Annotated in this window: 22 protein-coding genes; 3 read left to right on the forward strand and 19 right to left on the reverse strand. The window is 73.8% G+C overall.

The window, feature by feature from the left end; translation table 11 throughout:
• The 3 genes from VGB14_03025 to VGB14_03035 are packed head-to-tail and all read right to left on the reverse strand — an operon-like array spanning nucleotide 1 to nucleotide 2674.
• Entirely contained in the window at nucleotides 1-597 is a 597-nt protein-coding gene (locus VGB14_03025; GenBank protein HEX9991879.1) for a hypothetical protein, read from the reverse strand.
• 10 nt (nucleotides 598-607) lie between these two features.
• The gene (gene pafA, locus VGB14_03030; protein ID HEX9991880.1) at nucleotides 608-1966 is read right to left on the reverse strand and encodes a Pup--protein ligase; all 1359 of its coding nucleotides are present in this window, start codon (nucleotides 1964-1966) and stop codon (nucleotides 608-610) included.
• 21 nt (nucleotides 1967-1987) lie between these two features.
• Complete coding sequence (locus VGB14_03035) at nucleotides 1988-2674, reverse strand: hypothetical protein (GenBank protein HEX9991881.1); 687 nt, start codon at nucleotides 2672-2674, stop codon at nucleotides 1988-1990.
• A gap of 46 nt (nucleotides 2675-2720) precedes the next feature.
• Here VGB14_03035 and VGB14_03040 point away from each other — a divergent pair, with 46 nt between their 5' ends.
• On the forward strand, nucleotides 2721-3047 hold the full coding sequence (locus VGB14_03040) for a hypothetical protein (protein ID HEX9991882.1): 327 nt from the start codon (nucleotides 2721-2723) through the stop codon (nucleotides 3045-3047).
• A 35-nt stretch (nucleotides 3048-3082) separates the two neighbouring features.
• On the opposite strand, the gene prcA is transcribed toward VGB14_03040, so the two are convergent.
• Genes prcA through arc form a run of 6 tightly spaced genes read right to left on the reverse strand, consistent with a single transcriptional unit; the run spans nucleotide 3083 to nucleotide 9392 of the window.
• Entirely contained in the window at nucleotides 3083-3853 is a 771-nt protein-coding gene (prcA, locus tag VGB14_03045) for a proteasome subunit alpha (GenBank protein ID HEX9991883.1), read from the reverse strand.
• On the reverse strand, nucleotides 3850-4695 hold the full coding sequence (gene prcB / locus VGB14_03050) for a proteasome subunit beta (protein HEX9991884.1): 846 nt from the start codon (nucleotides 4693-4695) through the stop codon (nucleotides 3850-3852). Before prcB ends, prcA begins: the two co-directional genes overlap by 4 nt.
• The gene (locus tag VGB14_03055) at nucleotides 4692-4886 is read right to left on the reverse strand and encodes a ubiquitin-like protein Pup (protein ID HEX9991885.1); all 195 of its coding nucleotides are present in this window, start codon (nucleotides 4884-4886) and stop codon (nucleotides 4692-4694) included. Before VGB14_03055 ends, prcB begins: the two co-directional genes overlap by 4 nt.
• Before the next feature lie 13 nt (nucleotides 4887-4899).
• Nucleotides 4900-6411, reverse strand: coding sequence for a depupylase/deamidase Dop (dop, locus tag VGB14_03060; protein ID HEX9991886.1), 1512 nt, complete (start codon nucleotides 6409-6411; stop codon nucleotides 4900-4902).
• 36 nt (nucleotides 6412-6447) lie between these two features.
• Entirely contained in the window at nucleotides 6448-7584 is a 1137-nt protein-coding gene (locus VGB14_03065; protein ID HEX9991887.1) for a choice-of-anchor Q domain-containing protein, read from the reverse strand.
• A gap of 32 nt (nucleotides 7585-7616) precedes the next feature.
• On the reverse strand, nucleotides 7617-9392 hold the full coding sequence (gene arc, locus VGB14_03070; GenBank protein ID HEX9991888.1) for a proteasome ATPase: 1776 nt from the start codon (nucleotides 9390-9392) through the stop codon (nucleotides 7617-7619).
• Between the two features lie 165 nt (nucleotides 9393-9557).
• On the opposite strand from arc, the gene VGB14_03075 reads away from it, so the two are divergent.
• The gene (locus VGB14_03075; protein ID HEX9991889.1) at nucleotides 9558-9791 is read left to right on the forward strand and encodes a ferredoxin; all 234 of its coding nucleotides are present in this window, start codon (nucleotides 9558-9560) and stop codon (nucleotides 9789-9791) included.
• An 88-nt stretch (nucleotides 9792-9879) separates the two neighbouring features.
• A complete protein-coding gene (locus tag VGB14_03080; GenBank protein HEX9991890.1) occupies nucleotides 9880-10116 on the forward strand; it encodes a ferredoxin in 237 nt (78 codons plus the stop codon).
• A gap of 95 nt (nucleotides 10117-10211) precedes the next feature.
• On the opposite strand, the gene VGB14_03085 is transcribed toward VGB14_03080, so the two are convergent.
• The 10 genes from VGB14_03085 to VGB14_03130 form a co-directional block, all read right to left on the reverse strand.
• Nucleotides 10212-11378 (reverse strand): MarP family serine protease, encoded by a 1167-nt coding sequence (locus VGB14_03085; protein HEX9991891.1) that lies wholly within the window; start codon nucleotides 11376-11378, stop codon nucleotides 10212-10214.
• An 11-nt stretch (nucleotides 11379-11389) separates the two neighbouring features.
• Nucleotides 11390-12163, reverse strand: coding sequence for a tRNA (adenine-N1)-methyltransferase (locus VGB14_03090; GenBank protein HEX9991892.1), 774 nt, complete (start codon nucleotides 12161-12163; stop codon nucleotides 11390-11392).
• The gene (locus tag VGB14_03095; protein ID HEX9991893.1) at nucleotides 12160-13062 is read right to left on the reverse strand and encodes an ATP-binding protein; all 903 of its coding nucleotides are present in this window, start codon (nucleotides 13060-13062) and stop codon (nucleotides 12160-12162) included. The genes VGB14_03090 and VGB14_03095 overlap by 4 nt, the downstream gene beginning before the upstream one ends.
• The gene (locus VGB14_03100; GenBank protein ID HEX9991894.1) at nucleotides 13059-13259 is read right to left on the reverse strand and encodes a MoaD/ThiS family protein; all 201 of its coding nucleotides are present in this window, start codon (nucleotides 13257-13259) and stop codon (nucleotides 13059-13061) included. Before VGB14_03100 ends, VGB14_03095 begins: the two co-directional genes overlap by 4 nt.
• Nucleotides 13260-13308: 49 nt before the next feature.
• On the reverse strand, nucleotides 13309-13518 hold the full coding sequence (locus VGB14_03105; GenBank protein ID HEX9991895.1) for a hypothetical protein: 210 nt from the start codon (nucleotides 13516-13518) through the stop codon (nucleotides 13309-13311).
• A 1-nt stretch (nucleotide 13519) separates the two neighbouring features.
• Nucleotides 13520-13750, reverse strand: a complete 231-nt coding sequence (locus VGB14_03110) for a hypothetical protein (protein HEX9991896.1) — start codon at nucleotides 13748-13750, stop codon at nucleotides 13520-13522.
• A complete protein-coding gene (locus VGB14_03115) occupies nucleotides 13747-14067 on the reverse strand; it encodes a hypothetical protein (protein ID HEX9991897.1) in 321 nt (106 codons plus the stop codon). Before VGB14_03115 ends, VGB14_03110 begins: the two co-directional genes overlap by 4 nt.
• 31 nt (nucleotides 14068-14098) lie before the next feature.
• Nucleotides 14099-14713, reverse strand: a complete 615-nt coding sequence (locus VGB14_03120) for an LON peptidase substrate-binding domain-containing protein (GenBank protein ID HEX9991898.1) — start codon at nucleotides 14711-14713, stop codon at nucleotides 14099-14101.
• Nucleotides 14714-14723: 10 nt separating this feature from the next.
• Nucleotides 14724-16112 carry a D-alanyl-D-alanine carboxypeptidase/D-alanyl-D-alanine-endopeptidase gene (dacB, locus tag VGB14_03125; protein HEX9991899.1) on the reverse strand — a complete coding sequence of 463 codons (1389 nt, stop codon included), beginning with the start codon at nucleotides 16110-16112 and terminating at the stop codon, nucleotides 14724-14726.
• Between the two features lie 98 nt (nucleotides 16113-16210).
• Nucleotides 16211-16430 (reverse strand): hypothetical protein (locus VGB14_03130; protein ID HEX9991900.1); only part of this gene is annotated, 220 nt, incomplete at its 5' end.

A 16430-nucleotide genomic window follows, 5' to 3' on the forward strand; every position in this document is an offset into this window, starting at 1 on the left:
TCACTCGGTCGTGAGGCCCACGCACTCGTGCTCGGTGGCGAACGCCTCGTCCAGCTCCTCGGTGGCCTCCGGGTGGTCGGTGGCCACCTCGCCGACGGCGGCGGTGATCCGGTCGAGGGCCTCGCCGAAGGTCGTGCCGACCTCCTCGACGGCGTCGGCCGCCGCCGCCTCGTCGCCCTCGGGCACGGCCTCGAGGTCGTCCACGATCCCGTGCACCACGCCGGCCATGTCCTCGTAGGCGGCCACCACGGCCGCCTTGATCTCCTCGCCGCCCTCGACGGCCGGCGCCGGTGTCGTGCGGACCTGCCCGACCAGCCCGTCGACCACCGTCGCCATGCGGCCGTACGTCTCGACCAGCGCGTCGACGGTCTCGCCGGGGTCGTCGCTCACCTCCAGGGCCTCGTTCAGCGCTCTGGCCTGGCCGGAGAACGTGGTGATGGCCCCGCACACCCCGGACGCGAACGCCTCGGTCGAGGCCTGCGGCGGGGCGCTCGTGGCCGCCGTGGACGGCTCGGTGACCGTCACCTCCGCGTCGTCGTCGCCACCGCACCCCGCCAGGAGCACGGCCGTCACCACCAGGGCCGCCGCTCGTCGCACGGCCGGGAGGCTAGAGGCTGGCGATCAGCTTCTCGACCCGCTCGTCGCGGGCCTTGAACGGGTCCTTGCAGAGGACGGTGCGCTGGGCCTGGTCGTTGAGCTTCAGGTGCACCCAGTCCACCGTGTAGTCCCGCTTGCGCTCCTTGGCCCGGCGGATGAACTCGCCCCGCAGCCTGGCCCGCGTCGTCTGGGGCGGCTGCTCCATGGCCGTGTCGATCTCGTCGTCGGTGCAGGTGCGCTCGACCAGGTCGCGCTGCTGCATCCGGTAGAACAGGCCCCGCTCCCGGTTGACGTCGTGGTACTGCAGGTCCATCAGCGCCACCTTGGGGTGGGTGAGCGGCAGCCCGTGGCGGTCCCGGTAGGCCTCGATCAGGTGGTGCTTGATGACCCAGTCGCACTCCCTCGTGAGCGACAGCGGGTCCTTCTCGAGCGCCGTGAGCGTGTGCTGCCACATGTCGAGGGCCCGCTGCTCGAGCGGGCTCAGGCCCTTGGTCTCCGCGTAGCGCACGGCCCGGCCCAGGTACTCGCCCTGGATGTCGAGGGCGCTCGCCTCCCGCCCGTTGGCCAGGCGCACCCTGCGGGTGCAGGTCGTGTCGTGGCTGATCTCGCGGATGGCCCTGATCGGGTTCTCGAGGGTCATGTCGCGCAGCACCACCGACGGGTCCTCGAGCATGCGCAGCAGGATGCTGGTCGCCCCGACCTTGAGGAACGTGGCGTACTCGCTCATGTTCGAGTCGCCGACGATCACGTGGAGCCGGCGGTAGCGCTCGGCGTCGGCGTGGGGCTCGTCCCTGGTGTTGATGATCGGCCGCGACCGGGTGGTGGCGCTCGAGACGCCCTCCCAGATGTGCTCGGCCCGCTGGCTGATGCAGTACATGGCGCCGCGGGCGGTCTGGAGGACCTTGCCGGCGCCGGCGTAGATCTGGCGGCTGACGAAGAACGGGATCAGCACCTCGGCGTAGTGGCCGAAGTCGTCCCGCCGGCTGGTCAGGTAGTTCTCGTGGCAGCCGTAGCTGTTGCCGGCCGAGTCGGTGTTGTTCTTGAACAGGTAGATGACCCCGCGGATGCCCTCCTCGCGGAGGCGCTGCTCGGCGCTGCCGAGGAGCTGCTCGAGGATGCGCTCGCCGGCCTTGTCGTGGACGACGAGGTCGTGGATCGAGTCGCACTCGGGGGTGGCGTACTCCGGGTGGGAGCCGACGTCGAGGTACAACCGGGCCCCGTTGGCCAGGAACACGTTGCTGCTCCTGCCCCAGGAGACGACCCGCCGGAACAGGTACCGGGCCACCTCGTCCGGGCTCAGCCGGCGCTGGCCCCGCAGCGTGCAGGTGACCCCGTACTCGTTCTCGAGGCCGAAGATGCGCCGGTCCATCGCGCGGAGGCTACGCCGTGCTCAGCCGATCACCCCCGCGCAGGCGGGCTCGGCCTGGAACGCGGCCTGGAGCTGCTGGGACTGCTCGGGGTACTGCTCGTCCACCTGGCTGAACGCCTCGCTCGTCTTCTCGGCGCTCGCCTGGAACTGGGTGGTCACCTCGGTGAGGGCCTGGGTGAAGGCCGTCGGGTCGTCCTCGGGCACGGCGGCGATGTCGGTCTGGAGCTGGTCGAACAGGGCGGACAGGGCGTTCAGCCCGTTGACCAGGGTGCCGTGGATCTCGTCGCCGGCGTCGACGGCCGGCGGGCCGGCGTCGGTGACCGACTGCACCATCTGGTCGGTGACCGAGGCCATGTCCGCCACGAAGTCGATCAGCACGTCCTTGCCGGTGGACGGGTCGGTGGGCGGGTTGGCCTGGAGGTCGCCGGCCAGGCCCTGCAGGTCGGACTGCCAGGTCGACATGGCCGTGCAGACGCCGTTGGCGTACTCGTCGAGCGACGCCCCCTCGCCGGTGGCGCCGGTGGTCTCGGTGGTGGCCTCGCTCGTCGTCGTCTCGGCCTCGGTCGACCCGGTGGTCGCCTCGGTGCCGGAGGTGGACGACGAGGCGGCCTCGTCGCCGCTCCCGCCGTCGTCGTCGTCCCCGCCGCAGGCGGCGAGGAGGACGGTGGCGGCGAGCAGGACGACGGCGAGCCGGTGGCGACGGGTCACGGAGGGCTCCTCTGCCTCGGGTGGTGCCGAACGGTAGCGTGGGCCCGTGGGCGAGCTCCGGATGGTGCCGGTCGCCGTCACCCGCGACCAGTTCGAGGCCCGCGTGATCGCCGCCCGCCTCGGCTCGGAGGGCATCGTCTGGGAGCTGCGGGGCAACGCCGGCGGGCCCTACCCGCTCGGCCAGGTGCAGGTCCTCGTGGAGGAGGCCTGCGTGGAGGCCGCCCGCGAGGTGCTCGGCTCGGCCGGCGCGGAGGACGCCGCCGGGGACCCGGTGGCGGCCGGCGACGGCGCCGGCCGGGTGTGGATGGCCGTCCTCGTCATCGCCGCCATGGTCGCGGCCGGCCTGCTCCGCGTGATCGTGGCGATGGGCTGAGGCCGGGCGGGGCGGCCGGTCAGCGGCGGGGTCGGTCAGGGCGCGGCCGGGGGCGGGCCCTCGTGGCCCGGGCCGCCGCCCTCGTCCTCGACCGGGGGCCGCTCGGAGCTGGTCCCCTCGCCGGCACCGGCCGGCAGCAGGGCGGCGAGCGCCTCGTCCTCCAGGCGCCGGAACGCCCGGCGGCCGTTGCTCCTCGCCAGCACGGCGACCTCGAGGTCGTCCGGGGCGAGGAGGCGGTCGGGGCCGGCCAGCGCCCGGCTGGCGACGTGGACGGCCTCGCCCAGCGGGAGGCCCTCGCGCCACGACTCCTCGAGCCGGCTGATGATCGTGTCCGAGTCGCCGCCGAGGACCGTGTAGCCCTTCTCGTCGAACACGGTGCCGTCGTAGAGGATGTGGAAGAGCCGGTCGCCGGCGACGTCGGTGCCCACCTCGGCGACGAGGATCTCCACCTCCATCGGCTTCATCTCGTGGGTGAAGATCTGGCCGAGGATGCCGGCGTAGGCGTTGGCCAGGCTGCGGGCGTCCACGTCCTCCCGGCTGTAGGAGTAGCCCTTCAGGTCGGCGTGGCGGACCCCGGCGATGCGCAGCTGGTCGAACTCGTTGTAGCGGCCGACCCCGGCGAACGCGATCCGGTCGTAGATCTCGCTGACCTTGCGGAGCGTGTTGCTCGGGTTCTCGGCGCAGATGGCGATCCCGTCCTCGTAGGTGACGGCGGCCAGGCTGCGGCCCCTCGCGATCCCCTTCCGGGCGTAGTCCGCCCGGTCCTTCATCACCTGCTCGGGCGCGACGTAGAACGGCATGCTCATGCCGGCGCCCTCCCGATCGTCGGGGGCGCCCCGGCGTCGGCCGACGCGCTCTCGGGCGTGCTCATCCGGGAGACGAGGTCGCGGAAGCGCTCGGCCACCTCGTCCTCGGGCACCCGCTCGAAGCCGTCGGCGGTGATCGTCGCCATCGTCGGGTAGATGCCCCGGACGAGGTCGGGCCCGCCGGTGGCCGAGTCCTCGTCGGCCGCCTGGAACAGCGCGGTGATGGCCAGCTCCAGGGTGGCGGCCCGGTCCATGTCCTCCCGGTAGCCCATCTTGACGACGGTGCCGGCGTGGAGGCTGCCCGACCCGGTGGCCGAGAAGTCGCTCTCCTCGTAGCGCCCGCCGGTGACGTCGTACTGGAACAGCCGCCCCGCCCGCCGCCGCACGTCGTAGCCGGCGAACAGGGGCACGACGGCCAGGCCCTGCATGGCCGCCGGCAGGTGGTTGCGCACCATCTGGCCGAGCTGGTTGGCCTTGCCCTCGAGCGACAGGGCCGACCCCTCGACCTTCTCGTAGTGCTCCAGCTGGAGCTGGAACAGCTTCACCATCTCCATGGCCGGCCCGGCCGCGCCGGCGATGGCGACGCCGGAGTGGCGGTCGGCCGGGAACACCTTCTCGATGCTCCGGTGGCTGATCAGGTGCCCGGAGGTCGCCCGGCGGTCGCCGGCCATGACCACGCCGTCGGCGTAGCGGATGGCGACCACGGTGGTGCCGTGGGGCACGCGGAGCGGCTCGCCCACGGGCGCGTCGGGAGCCGGCGGCACGAGGCCGGACCGCCGGAGGAGCTCGCTGAAGCTGGGCCCCGGGTCCTTCCCGGGGTCGAACCGGGGAAGCAGCGTCACTCCCCGCCCTTCTGCACGTAGCCGCGCACGAAGTCCTCGGCGTTGGACTCGAGCACCTCGTCGATCTCGTCGAGGAGGTCGTCGAGCTCCGCCTTCAGCTTCTCGCCGGTCTCCGACGACGCGGGTGCCTCGACCACCTCCTCGTCGTCCCTGCGGGCCGGGGCCCGCCGCTTCTGTTCCCGTTCGGCCATCAGTCCGTCCTCCTCACGACCCCAGCCGCTCGACCAGCTCGGCCGGCGTCGAGCACTCCTCCAACAACGTAGCGACGTGGGCCCTGGTGCCACGCATCGGTTCCATCATCGGCACGCGACGCAGCGGATCGCTGCCGACGTCGAAGACGAGCGAGTCCCAGTTGGCGGCGACGATGCTCGACGCCCACCGCTGGAGGCACTTGCCCCGGAAGTAGGCCCTGGTGTCCTCGGGCGGCTCCGACACCGCCGCCTCGACCTCGGCGTCGTCGACCAGGCGCTCCAGGCCCACCCGGGCGGCGAGCGACTTGCCCGGCCGCAGGTCGTGGTACTGGAGGTCCATGGCGGCCAGGCGGGCGTCGTCCCAGCGCAGCCCGTGGCGCTGCCGGTAGCCCTCGAGCAGGCGGCGCTTGGCCACCCAGTCCACCTGGTCGGCCACCCGCATCGGGTCGACCTCGAGCGCCGTGAGCACGGCCTCCCAGCGCCGCAGCAGGTCGGCGCCGACCTCCTCGCCCACCGACTCCAGCCCGACCTCCTCGGCGTACTTGCGGGCCCGGTCGAGGTACTCCCACTGCACGTCGAGCGGGCTGATCGACCCGCCGGCGGCCAGCTCCAGCGGGCGCCGGCACGTGAGGTCGTAGCTGACGTGGCGCAGGGCGGCCACCGGCGCGGACAGCACCAGCTCGCGGGGCAGGAAGTCGTCCTCGATCATCGACAGGACGACGGCCGTGGTGCCCACCTTCAGGTAGGTGGCGACCTCGGACAGGTTGGCGTCGCCCAGGATCACGTGCAGGCGGCGGTACTTCTGGGTGTCGGCGTGGGGCTCGTCGCGGGTGTTGACGATCGGCCGCTTGAGCGTCGTCTCGAGCCCGACCTCCTCCTCGAAGAAGTCGGCCCGCTGGCTGATCTGGAAGGTGACGTCGCCCCGTGACGTGCCGGCCGCCTCGCAGCCGACCTTGCCGGCGCCGGTGAAGATCTGGCGGGTGACGAAGAACGGCAGCACGTGGGTGACGATGCGGCCGAACGGCACGGCCCGGTCCATCAGGTAGTTCTCGTGGCAGCCGTAGCTGTTGCCCTTGCCGTCCGAGTTGTTCTTGTAGACGACGATCTCCTGGCCGGGCGGCAGGGTGCGCTCCGCCGCCTCCATGGAGCGCTGGAGGATCAGCTCGGCGGCCCGGTCGTAGCGGACGACGGCCATGGCGTCGGCGCACTCGGGGGTCGACAGCTCGGGGTGGGCGTGGTCGACGTAGTAGCGGGCGCCGTTGGTGAGCACGGCGTTGACGAGGTGGGTCTCGATCTCGGGGGCGAGCGTGCCCTCCGGCGAGAACCCGCGGGCGTCGTTGCCGGGCGACTCGTCCTCGAAGTCCCAGCCGACCTTCGGGCCACCCTCGCCGGCCGCCGTCCTGGCCAGCTCGTTCACGTACGCGTTGATCAGGACCGACGACGCCGCGATGGGGTTGGACTCGCCCGCGCCCCGCAGCTGGATGCCGTACTCGGTCTCGATCCCGCACACCTTGCGGATGGCCACGGCGCGACCCTACCGCCCGGTCCCTTGATCGACGCCCTACCGCTCGACCGACCCGCGGTCGCAGCGGCCCACCCCGTCGCCGTCGCCGTCGGCCGGCCGCGGCGCCCCCCGCTGGTCCCTCGACGGGCACGGGAACCCGCCGACGAGCGAGTCGACGGCAGGGCTGCCCGCCGCCGGCACGTGCACCGGCGTGGGCCCGCCGGCGTAGGTCAGCGGGCCGAGGCGCGGCTCGACCCCCACCCGGTCGCCCTGCGCCTTCAGGTGGCACGAGGCGTCGGCGGCCAGGTTGCCCCCGCCCGAGCGGACCGGCCGGTCGCAGTCGGGCGCCGGCCCGGCCCCGGCCACCACGCTCGCCGCCAGCCGCACGGCCGCGCCCTCGTCGGCCGTGATCGTCGACCCGGCGAGCGGCGCGCCGTTCCCGGCGAAGGTGGAGAAGGCCACGTCGAGGCGGGCGGTCGGCAGGGCCCGCACGGCGCCGCCCCGCCCGGCGCCGCCGCCGAAGGACTCGAGGACGCGGTTGTGGCTGAACGTCGACTGCACGACCGTGGTCGGCCCGGCGACGGTCATGCCGGCGCCGCTGTTGCCGGCCGTGTTCCCGGCGACCGTGGTCCGCTCCAGTCGCACGAGGCCGGCGCCGGAGAAGATGCCGCCGCCGTCGCCGACCGCGTGGTTGCCGGCGACGAGCACGTCGACGAGGGTCAGGTCGCCGTCGTTCAGCACGCCGGCGCCGCTGCCGTCGACGGACGCGTCCCGGATCGTGAGCCGCTCGACCGTGCCGCTCCCACCGGGGACGACGTGGAGGACGCGGTCGACCTCGCTCGTCACCACGGTGCCCCGGCCGGCGCCCCGGATCGTGACGAAGGTGGCGAGGTCGAGGTCGCCGGTGGCCGAGGCGTCCTCGTCCTGGCCGGGCACGGTCAGCACGAACGTGCCCTCCGGCACCCGGACCACGGTCGGCTCGCCGCCGGCGCTCGCCTCCTGCACGGCGGCCCGCAGGGTGCAGGTGCCCGCCGCCGTCCGGCAAGCGCCGTCGGCCGGGGCCTCGTCGGGCAGGTCGGCGCGGTCGTCAACGGTGAGGACGAGGGGCGGAGCGGCGGCGGCCCCCGCCGTCGCGTCCGGGTAGGCCGCGCCGAACAGCAGCGCCGCGATCGCGACCGCACGGTGACCGGTCATGGGCCGACCTCCCCCGTCGGAGGCCGACGAGCCTACAGGTACTGGCCCGTCGCCACCCGCTCGATGGCCCGGCCGCCGGCCGCCGCCTCGGCGTCCGAGGAGATGAGCGTGCGCACGTAGACGATGCGCTCGCCCTTCTTGCCGGAGATCTTCGCCCAGTCGTCCGGGTTGGTGGTGTTCGGGAGGTCCTCGTGCTCCTTGTACTCCTGGTGGATCGAGGCGATCAGGTCCTCGGTCCCCACGCCGGGCGTGCCGGCCGCGATCTCCCGCTTGATGGCGAGCTTCTTCGCCCGCCGCACGATGTTCTCGATCATGGCTCCGGACGAGAAGTCCTTGAAGTACATGATCTCCTTGTCACCGTTCTGGTAGGTGACCTCGAGGAAGCGGTTCTTCTCGTCGGCCCGGTACATCTCGGCCACGGTCCGCTCGATCATCACCTCCACGGCCTTCCCGCGGTCCCCGCCGCCCAGGCGCCGCACCTCGTCCTCGTCGAGGGGGAGGTCGGTCGTCAGGTAGCGGGAGAAGATCTGGGCGGCGGCGTCCTCGTCCGGCCGCTCGATCTTGATCTTCACGTCGAGGCGACCGGGGCGCAGGATGGCCGGGTCGATCAGGTCCTCGCGGTTCGAGGCGCCGATCACGATGACGTTCTTCAGGGTCTCGACGCCGTCGATCTCGGCCAGCAGCTGCGGGACGATCGTCGACTCCATGTCCGAGCTGATCCCGGTGCCGCGGGTGCGGAACAGCGAGTCCATCTCGTCGAAGAAGACGATGACCGGCCAGCCCTCCTCGGACTTCTCCCTCGCCCGCTGGAACACGAGGCGGATCTGGCGCTCGGTCTCCCCGACGTACTTGTTGAGGAGCTCGGGGCCCTTGATGTTGAGGAAGTAGGAGCGGGCCTCCTTGTCCCCCGACACCTCGGCCACCTTCTTCGCCAGGCTGTTGGCGACGGCCTTGGCGATGAGGGTCTTGCCGCAGCCCGGCGGGCCGTACAGGAGGATGCCCTTCGGCGCCGGCAGCTTGTAGCGGGAGAACAGGCGCTGGTGGACGAACGGGAGCTCGACCGCGTCCATGATCTGCTCGATCTGGTTGTCGAGGCCGCCGACGTCCGCGTAGGAGATGTCCGGCACCTCCTCGAGCACCAGCTCCTCGACCTCCGGCCGGGGCAGGCGCTCGAGCAGCAGGCCGGAGCGGGCGTCCATGAGCACGGTGTCGCCGGCCCTGAGGTGCTCGTCGCGCAGCTCGTCGGCCAGCTCGACCACCCGCTCCTCGTCGGCCCGGCCGACGATCAGCGCCCGCTGGCCGTCCTCCAGCAGCTCCTTCAGCGTGACGACCTCGCCGGAGATCTCCCGGCCGCGGGCCATGACGACGTTCAGCGACTCGTTGAGGACCACCTCGGCGCCCCGGATCAGCTCCTCCGCCTCGATCTCGGGGTGGACGGCGACGCGCATCTTGCGGCCGCCGGAGAACACGTCGACGGTGCCGTCCTCGTTGCGGCCGAGCAGGGTGCCGTACGCCGACGGCGGCTGGGTGAGCTTCTCGACCTCCTCGCGGAGGGCGGCGATGTGCTCCCGCGCCTCGCGGAGGGTGTAGGTCAGCTTCTCGTTCTGGGACACGGCCTGGGCCAGCTGCCCCTTGGTCTCCAGCAGCCGCTCCTCGAGGGTGCGCACCCGCTTCGGCGCGTCCTGGAGGCGGCGCCGGAGGGCGATCACCTCTTCCTCCAACGCCTTGGACTGCTCGCGGAGCTCGGCCATCTCCGACTCGTAGGCGCTGAGCCGGCGCTCGTACTCGGCCTGGTTGACGGCGACCACCTCCCTTCGTCGGTCGGACGATACACCGGCCCCTCCGCAACCGCGCGGAGCGGGCGGTGTCTCGCAGGTCACGGTTTAGCGTGCCGTTGGTGCTCGTTTCGCGCGCCCTTGGGGGGGCGGGTGCGACGGTGGGCGGCGGACGTCGGATGAGCCGAGGGAGCAGCCGTGAAGGTGTGGATCGATCAGGACCTGTGCACGGGGGCGGGGATCTGCGAGGACCTCGCGCCGGGGATCATCGCCATGGGCGAGGACGGCCTCGCGTACGTCGTGGCGGACGGGCAGGTGCTCACCACCCCGGGCGGGCAGGCGAGCATGGCCGTCGTGCCGGCCGGGCAGGAGGAAGCGGTGATCGAGGCCGCCGAGCAGTGCCCGGCGGAGTGCATCTACCTCGAGCTCTGACTTTCACCGGTCGCTGCCGGGTTTATTGGTCTCGGCTGCTAGCCTGGTCGGCGATCGCCCACCACGCTCACGGAAGGCGCACCAGGACATGAAGGTCTGGATCGACCAGGATCTCTGCACCGGCGACGGCCTCTGCGAGGAGATCGCCCCCGACGTGTTCACCCTGCTCGACGACGGCCTCGCCTACGTCAAGGAGGGGGCCAAGGTCTTCTCCGACCCGGGCGGCGCCGAGGGCCTGGCCGTCGTTCCCGCCGGCCAGGAGGAGGCGGTCATCGAGGCCGCCGAGGAGTGCCCCGGCGAGTGCATCTTCATCGAGGTCGAGTAGCACCCGAGCGCTGACCCGGCGCGAGGACGCCGACGGGGCCCGCCGCGAGGCGGGCCTCGCCGCGTCCGGGCCGGGTGGCGGCGCGGTGAGGCGGGTCAGGCGAGGCAGCTGCCGGTCTCGACCGGCGTGCCGGCGTTGGCGGAGAGGACCTCGCGGAGCTCGCCGGTGGTGAGCGCGTAGGCCACGCCGGGCTGGTCGGGGGCGATGGCGAAGGCCACGCCGACGACCTCGCCGGCGGGGTCGACGAGGGCGGCGCCCGAGTCGCCGGGGCGGAGGCGGGCGGCGAGGAACAGCACGTCCCGGGTCGTGCGGCGCTGGCCGTAGATGTCCCGGCCGGTCGCCGTCACCTGGCGGCCGACCTCGAAGGGGGTCAGGGCCAGCGGGCCGCCGCCGGGGTGGCCGAACACGGCGCCCCGGTCGCCCACCTCGGCGTCGCCGATGGGCAGCGCCGGCCGGTCGAGGCCCGGTGCGAACAGCAGGGCGAGGTCCCGCTCGGCGTCGAAGGCGACCACCTCGGCGTCCACCATCGTGCCGTCGTTGCGCTCGACGGTCGTCTCGTCCTCGCCCGCCACGACGTGGGCGTTGGTGGCCACCAGCTGGTCGCCGACCACGAACCCGCTGCCGTCCTGGATGCGGGCGCAGGCCACGCCCTCGACCTTCACCGTCGACGCGCTCACCGCCAGCGCCAGCTGCTCGCTCAGCCCGCTCTCCGACGGCGGCGGGCCGAGGTCGGGGGTCGGGCGGAGGGCGTCGAAGACCTGCGGGAAGCGGTCGTCGTCGACCAGCTGGCGGAGGGTCTGGAGGGCGTCGGGGGCGGGCGGCAGCACGCCGTCCACCACCCGGCCGAGCACCGAGTTCCTCGCCTGCTCGGCCGGCCACTCGGGGATGTCGGCCATGGCCGGCAGCAGCAGCCACACGGCCGCGGCCACGCCGACCAGCCCGGCCGCCGCCCCGCCGACCTTGTCGACCGTGCGGGCCGCCCCGCCGGGCAGGGCGAGGTGGAGCCGGTTGCCGACCACGAGCCCGAGGGCCTGGCCGAGGAAGGCGCCGACGACGAGCACGGCGGCCGCGGCGAGCAGCAGGCGCACGCCGGCGACGTCGGCCCACACCTCGAGCAGCCACGGCAGCACCACCTGGCTGCCGAGCACCAGGCCGCCGGCCATGCCGAGCCACGACGTCGCCCTCGCCGTGAAGCCGAGGCGCCAGCCGCCGACGGCGGCGCTGACGCCGGTGAGGGCGATGACGAGGTCGAGGGTGTTCACACCGGCCGGCGTCAGCCGCCGAGCAGCCGGGCGGAGGTGAGGAAGCCGGTGTGGGCCACCATGCGGTGGTCGGGGCGGACGGACTGGCCCTCGACGTGCCAGGTGCGCAGCAGCACCTCGACGGTCTCGGCCATGGCGAAGGCGCTGCCGTCGAGGGCCTCCCGCAGCGAGGCGACCTGGAGGATGGTGGGCGTGTAGGCGACGAGGATGCCGCCCGGGTGCAGCGCCCGCTCGGCGTGCTTGACCACCTGCCACGGCTCGGGCAGGTCGAGGACGATCCGGTCGAGGCCCGCCTCCTCGATGCCGGCGTAGGCGTCGCGCACCTCGACGCGGTAGCGGGACAGCGCCTCCTCGCCGAGGAAGGCGGCGACGTTGGCCGTCGCCCGCGCCGCGAAGTCCTCCCGCAGCTCGTAGCCGACGACGTCGGCGCCGGCCCGCAGGAGGGTCATCGACAGGGCGCCGGACCCGACCCCCGACTCGAGCACCCGCGCCCCGGGGAACACGTCGGCGAGCAGCAGCAGCGGGCCGAGGTCCTTCGGGTAGATGACCTGCGCGCCCCGCGGCATCTTCAGCACGAAGTCCGACAGGGTCGGCCGGAAGGCGGTGAACCGGCTGCCCCTCGTGGAGCGCACCGTCACCCCCTCCTCGCGGCCGATCAGCTCGTCGTGGCCGACGACGCCGGTGTGGGAGTGGAACTCGCCGCCGTCGGCCAGGGTGACGAGGTAGCGCCGCTGCTTGGCGTCGAGGAGCAGCACCTTCTCCCCCGCCCGGAAGGGCCGGCTCATCGCGCCGCCCTGACCACCAGCCGGCAGAACGCGCACACGTCCCCGGTCGTCGGCGACCCGCACGACGAGCACGGCCGCAGGCCCTCCTGCTCGGCCTCCGCCTCGGCCGTGAACCGGGACGACGCCCTGGCCAGGAAGCCGAAGTAGAACTCGTGCTTGGACCCCGGCGAAGTCGCCTCGATGGCGTTGAGCGCCTCCTTGTAGCCGAGGTGGCGGTTGCCGGCCGCCATCGGGCACTCCTCGACCTGGTAGTCGATGCCCTTCAGCACGCAGTAGGCGGCGAGCTCGCGCTCGGCCAGGCGGACGAGCGGCTTCACCTTTCGCACGAACCCCGGCCGGGCCGGCAGCACGGGCAGCTGGCGGCCGAGGTACTCGGTGTTCCAGCGCAGCACGTTGCCGAGCAGGACGGCGGCCTCGTCGTCGAGGTTGTGGCCGGTGACGACCACGTCGTAGCCGCCGTCGACCGCGGCCGAGTTGAACAGGTGCCGCTTCGAGAGGCCGCAGGCCGAGCACGGCGCCCGCTTCGCCGCCCGGGAACCGGTCGGGATGTCGAAGCCGTGGTCGACGGGCAGGTCGACCTCGACCAGCTTCGCCCCCCGCCGGTCGGCGTAGGCCCTGGCGTAGCGCCCCGACTCGTCGCTGTAGTCGCCGATGCCGAGGCCGAGGTAGAGGCCGTCGGCGTCGTGGCCGAGGTCGAGGAGGATGTCCCAGACGGCCAGGGAGTCCTTGCCCCCCGAGACGGCGACGAGCACCCGCTCCCCCGGCCGGATCATGTCGAAGTCCTCGACGGCCCTCGCCACCTGGTCGCGGCACAGGCGCAGGAAGTGCTCGACGCAGAAGTTGGCGTTGTGGCGCCGGACGTCGATGACCGCCGGCTCGCGGCACACCCGGCACTTCACGTCGAGCCCCCCGAGATCACGGGCCGGATCTCGACGGTGTCGCCGTCCTCGAGGGTGGCGTCGCCGGGGACGAGCGTGCCGTCGCGGATGACGAGCACGGTCTCCCGGTTGAGCTCGAGCCGGTCGAGGAGGGCCAGCACGCGCACGGGACCGGCGACCTCGAGCTCGCGACGGGGGTTGCGGAGGACGACCTTCACGGGTCCCCATGATGACGCGGGACGCCGCCCGCGCCGCTTCGCTCGGCCGTCAGTCGGTCGGCACCCGCCCGTGGGCGATCACGAGCGTCTCCCCCGGCTTCAGCTCCTGGGTGAGCAGGGTCTTCGGCGTGGGGTCGGTCAGGCGCTTGAAGATGCGCCAGCCGGTCTGGAGGCCGAACACCGCCATCCAGAACCGGCTCCCGCCGAGGAGGCCGCGCTGGACGGCCCGCAGCCGGACGAGCCGGCGCAGGAAGGTCACGTCAGAACCGCCGGACCTCGACGATCGTGGTCGCCTTGCGGCCCCGCCGCTTGCCGGTCCAGAAGGCGAGGCCCACGACGGCCACGGCCACCACGGCGCCGACGGCGATGGCGATCGTCCGCATCGACCCGGCCGCCTCGTCGACCTCGTCGCGGATCTCCCGGAACTTGGCCTCGATGTCGTCGCGGTCGATCCGCGTGTCGATCTTCCCCGCGCTGGTGCTGCCGGTCATGTCCCGCTCCGCTTCGAGGAGATGGCCCGGACGGCGAGCCCGGCGACGGCGCCGGCGGCCACGAGCACGATCAGGTAGGGGACGAACGACCAGTTGCCGTCGAACGTGCTGCCCGTCTCCGTCTGAAGGGCCCGGAGGGCGGCGAGCACGAGGAGCGTGACGCCCACGCCGACGAGCAGCGACCCCGCCACCCCGAAGGCGACGAAGCGGGCGAGGCCCTTCAGCGGCTCGACCGTCTCCTGGCGGGCGTAGTCGCGCAGCATGAGCCACAGCTCCTGCACGCTGCCCGGGAGGCTCTTCGACGAGGTGTCCGGCACCGGCCCTTCCTATAACCGGCGCCTGTTCCGGTCAACCTCGGCGAAGCTGCGCGGTCAGCACCTCGGCCTGCTCGACGAGCTGGGCGGCGAGCAGGTCGAGCCGCTCGCTCGGCCCCGGGGCGGCGAGCAGGCGCTGCCGGTCGGCGGGGCCCACGGGGGCGACGGCGGCGGCCTGGAACGTGGCCAGGGCCGGGTCGGGCGACAGCTCGACGGTGGCCGGCGCGGCCGGGCGGCCGAGCTCGGCGGCGAGCGCGAGGACCCGCCGGAGGTCCCCGACGACCTCCCCGAGGCGGCCGTCGAGGTCGCCGCCGGCCGGGCCGTCCTCCCAGTCCTCCACCTCGGCCATCGGGTAGGGGTCGTCGGGCAGCCAGGAGGTGACGCGGATGCGGCGGGTGCCGACGGCCGCCAGCACCCAGCGCCCGTCGTCCAGCTCGGACGCCTCGGCGATGCGGGCCACGCAGCCGACGTCGGTGCGGACGTCGCCGCCGCCGACCTCGGACCCCCGCTCGATGAGCACCACCCCGAACTCCCGGCCGCCGGCCAGGCAGTCCCGGGTCAGCGCCCGGTAGCGGGGCTCGAACACGTGGAGCGGCAGCACCACGGTCGGGAACAGCACCGTGCCGAGCGGGAACATCGGGAGGGGCACGGGGCCGAGGCTAGGTGGGCGGGAGCGGAGCGACCTCGTCCGGCGACGGGCCCTGCGGGAAGGCGGCGAGCAGGGCGCCCAGCTGCTCGAAGAGGGCGTAGCCGCCCTCCTGGTCGAACTCGCCGTTCGACAGGAAGGCGAACGTGAGGTGGCCGCCGGCCGGGGTGTCGACGAACCCGGTCAGCCCGGTCACGCCGAGGAGCGTGCCGGTCTTGCCCCGCAGCACGCCCGCCGCCGGCGACCCGGCGAACCGCTCGGTGAGCGTCCCGTCCTCGGCGGCGACGGGCAGCGCCGAGGTGACCGGGGAGTCCGGGCCCTCCTCCTCGAGCAGCGAGACGAGCGTGGCGCACGTGACCCGGTTGCCCCGGTCGAGCCCCGAGCCGTCGGTGAGCGTCGTGCCGGCCATGGCCACCCCGGCGTCGGCCAGGGTCGCCGTAGCGGCCTGCACGCCGGCCGCCGTGGTGCCCGAGCCGGCGACCTCTCGGCCGAGCTCCTTCACCAGCAGCTCGGCCGACTCGTTGTCGCTGTCCCGCACCATGTGGGCCACGACCTCGCCGAGCGGCAGCGACGGCAGCGTCGCCACCTCGGCCGCCCCGGCCGGCGCCGGGCCGGACGCCGGGTCGCCGGCCACCGTCACCCCCCGCTGCTCGAGCAGCTCGGTGAGGATGGCGGCCGCCGACCGGGCCGGGTCGGCCGACGGCGCCGGGTAGACCTCGTAGCCGTCGTTCACGGCGACGGCCGAGAGGGAGCCGACGTCGCCGCTGCCGAGGTAGCGCTCCGGCCAGGTCGGCACCGAGCGCAGGGCGTCGTAGCGGGAGTCGTCGCCCACCACCCGCCCGTCGATGCGGGTCACCGACTCGGCGATGCGGTCGGCCAGCTGCTCGACGGCCGTCCGGGGCCAGGGCTGGATCTCGAAGCGGGTGACGTAGTCCGGGGTGGCGAGGAGCGGGTCGCCCCCGCCGACCAGCCACAGGTCGCCGGCGACCACGCCGCCCTGGGGCGGGGCGGCGGCGACGGCCCGCGTGGTGAGCGTGGACGCCGGGTCGAGCACGTCGAGCACGGCCGCCGCGGTGAGCAGCTTCTGGGTCGACGCCGGGATCAGCGGCAGGTCGGGCTGGTGGGAGACGAGGCGGGGGCCGCCGGTGCGCTCGACGACGAGGCAGGTGGACGGGGGCGCCGACTGGAGGAACGAGAGGAGGGAGAGCTGGAGGGCGGTGTCGGCGACGGGGTCGACGAGGAAGCCGGGCACCCGGCGCACGGACAGGACCGGGGTGGCGAGGTGGGCGACGGCCTCGGGGCGCCCGCCGGCCGCGTCCGGCTCGGCCTCGGCCCGCACGGCGAGCACGGCGGCGACCACGGCCACGACGGCGAGGACGAGGGGAAGGCCGACCCGGCGCACGGCCGGCGAGGTTAGGTGGGCGGCCGCCCCGCCCGGTGGCACCGGTCAAGGGACGGCGGGCCGGTGGGGCCGAGCGAGCGGGCCGGGCGGCCGGGGCGTCAGAGCGGCAGGCCGCGGCGCTGGCGCCAGCGGGCGTGGCGCCAGAGGTGGGCGAGGGCGGTGACGGCCCGCTCGGCCGACGGGTGGCACAGGCGGCCGGCGGCCCGGACGGCGGCGGGGCCGGGGTTGTCCGGGTCGGCCACCGCCAGCTCGGTCGCCACCAGCACGGGCTTCCCGGTCGCCTCGGACGCCGCCACCGCGGCCTCGGCGTAGCGGCGG

Source organism: Acidimicrobiales bacterium (assembly GCA_036399815.1).
Lineage (GTDB): Bacteria > Actinomycetota > Acidimicrobiia > Acidimicrobiales > DASWMK01 > DASWMK01.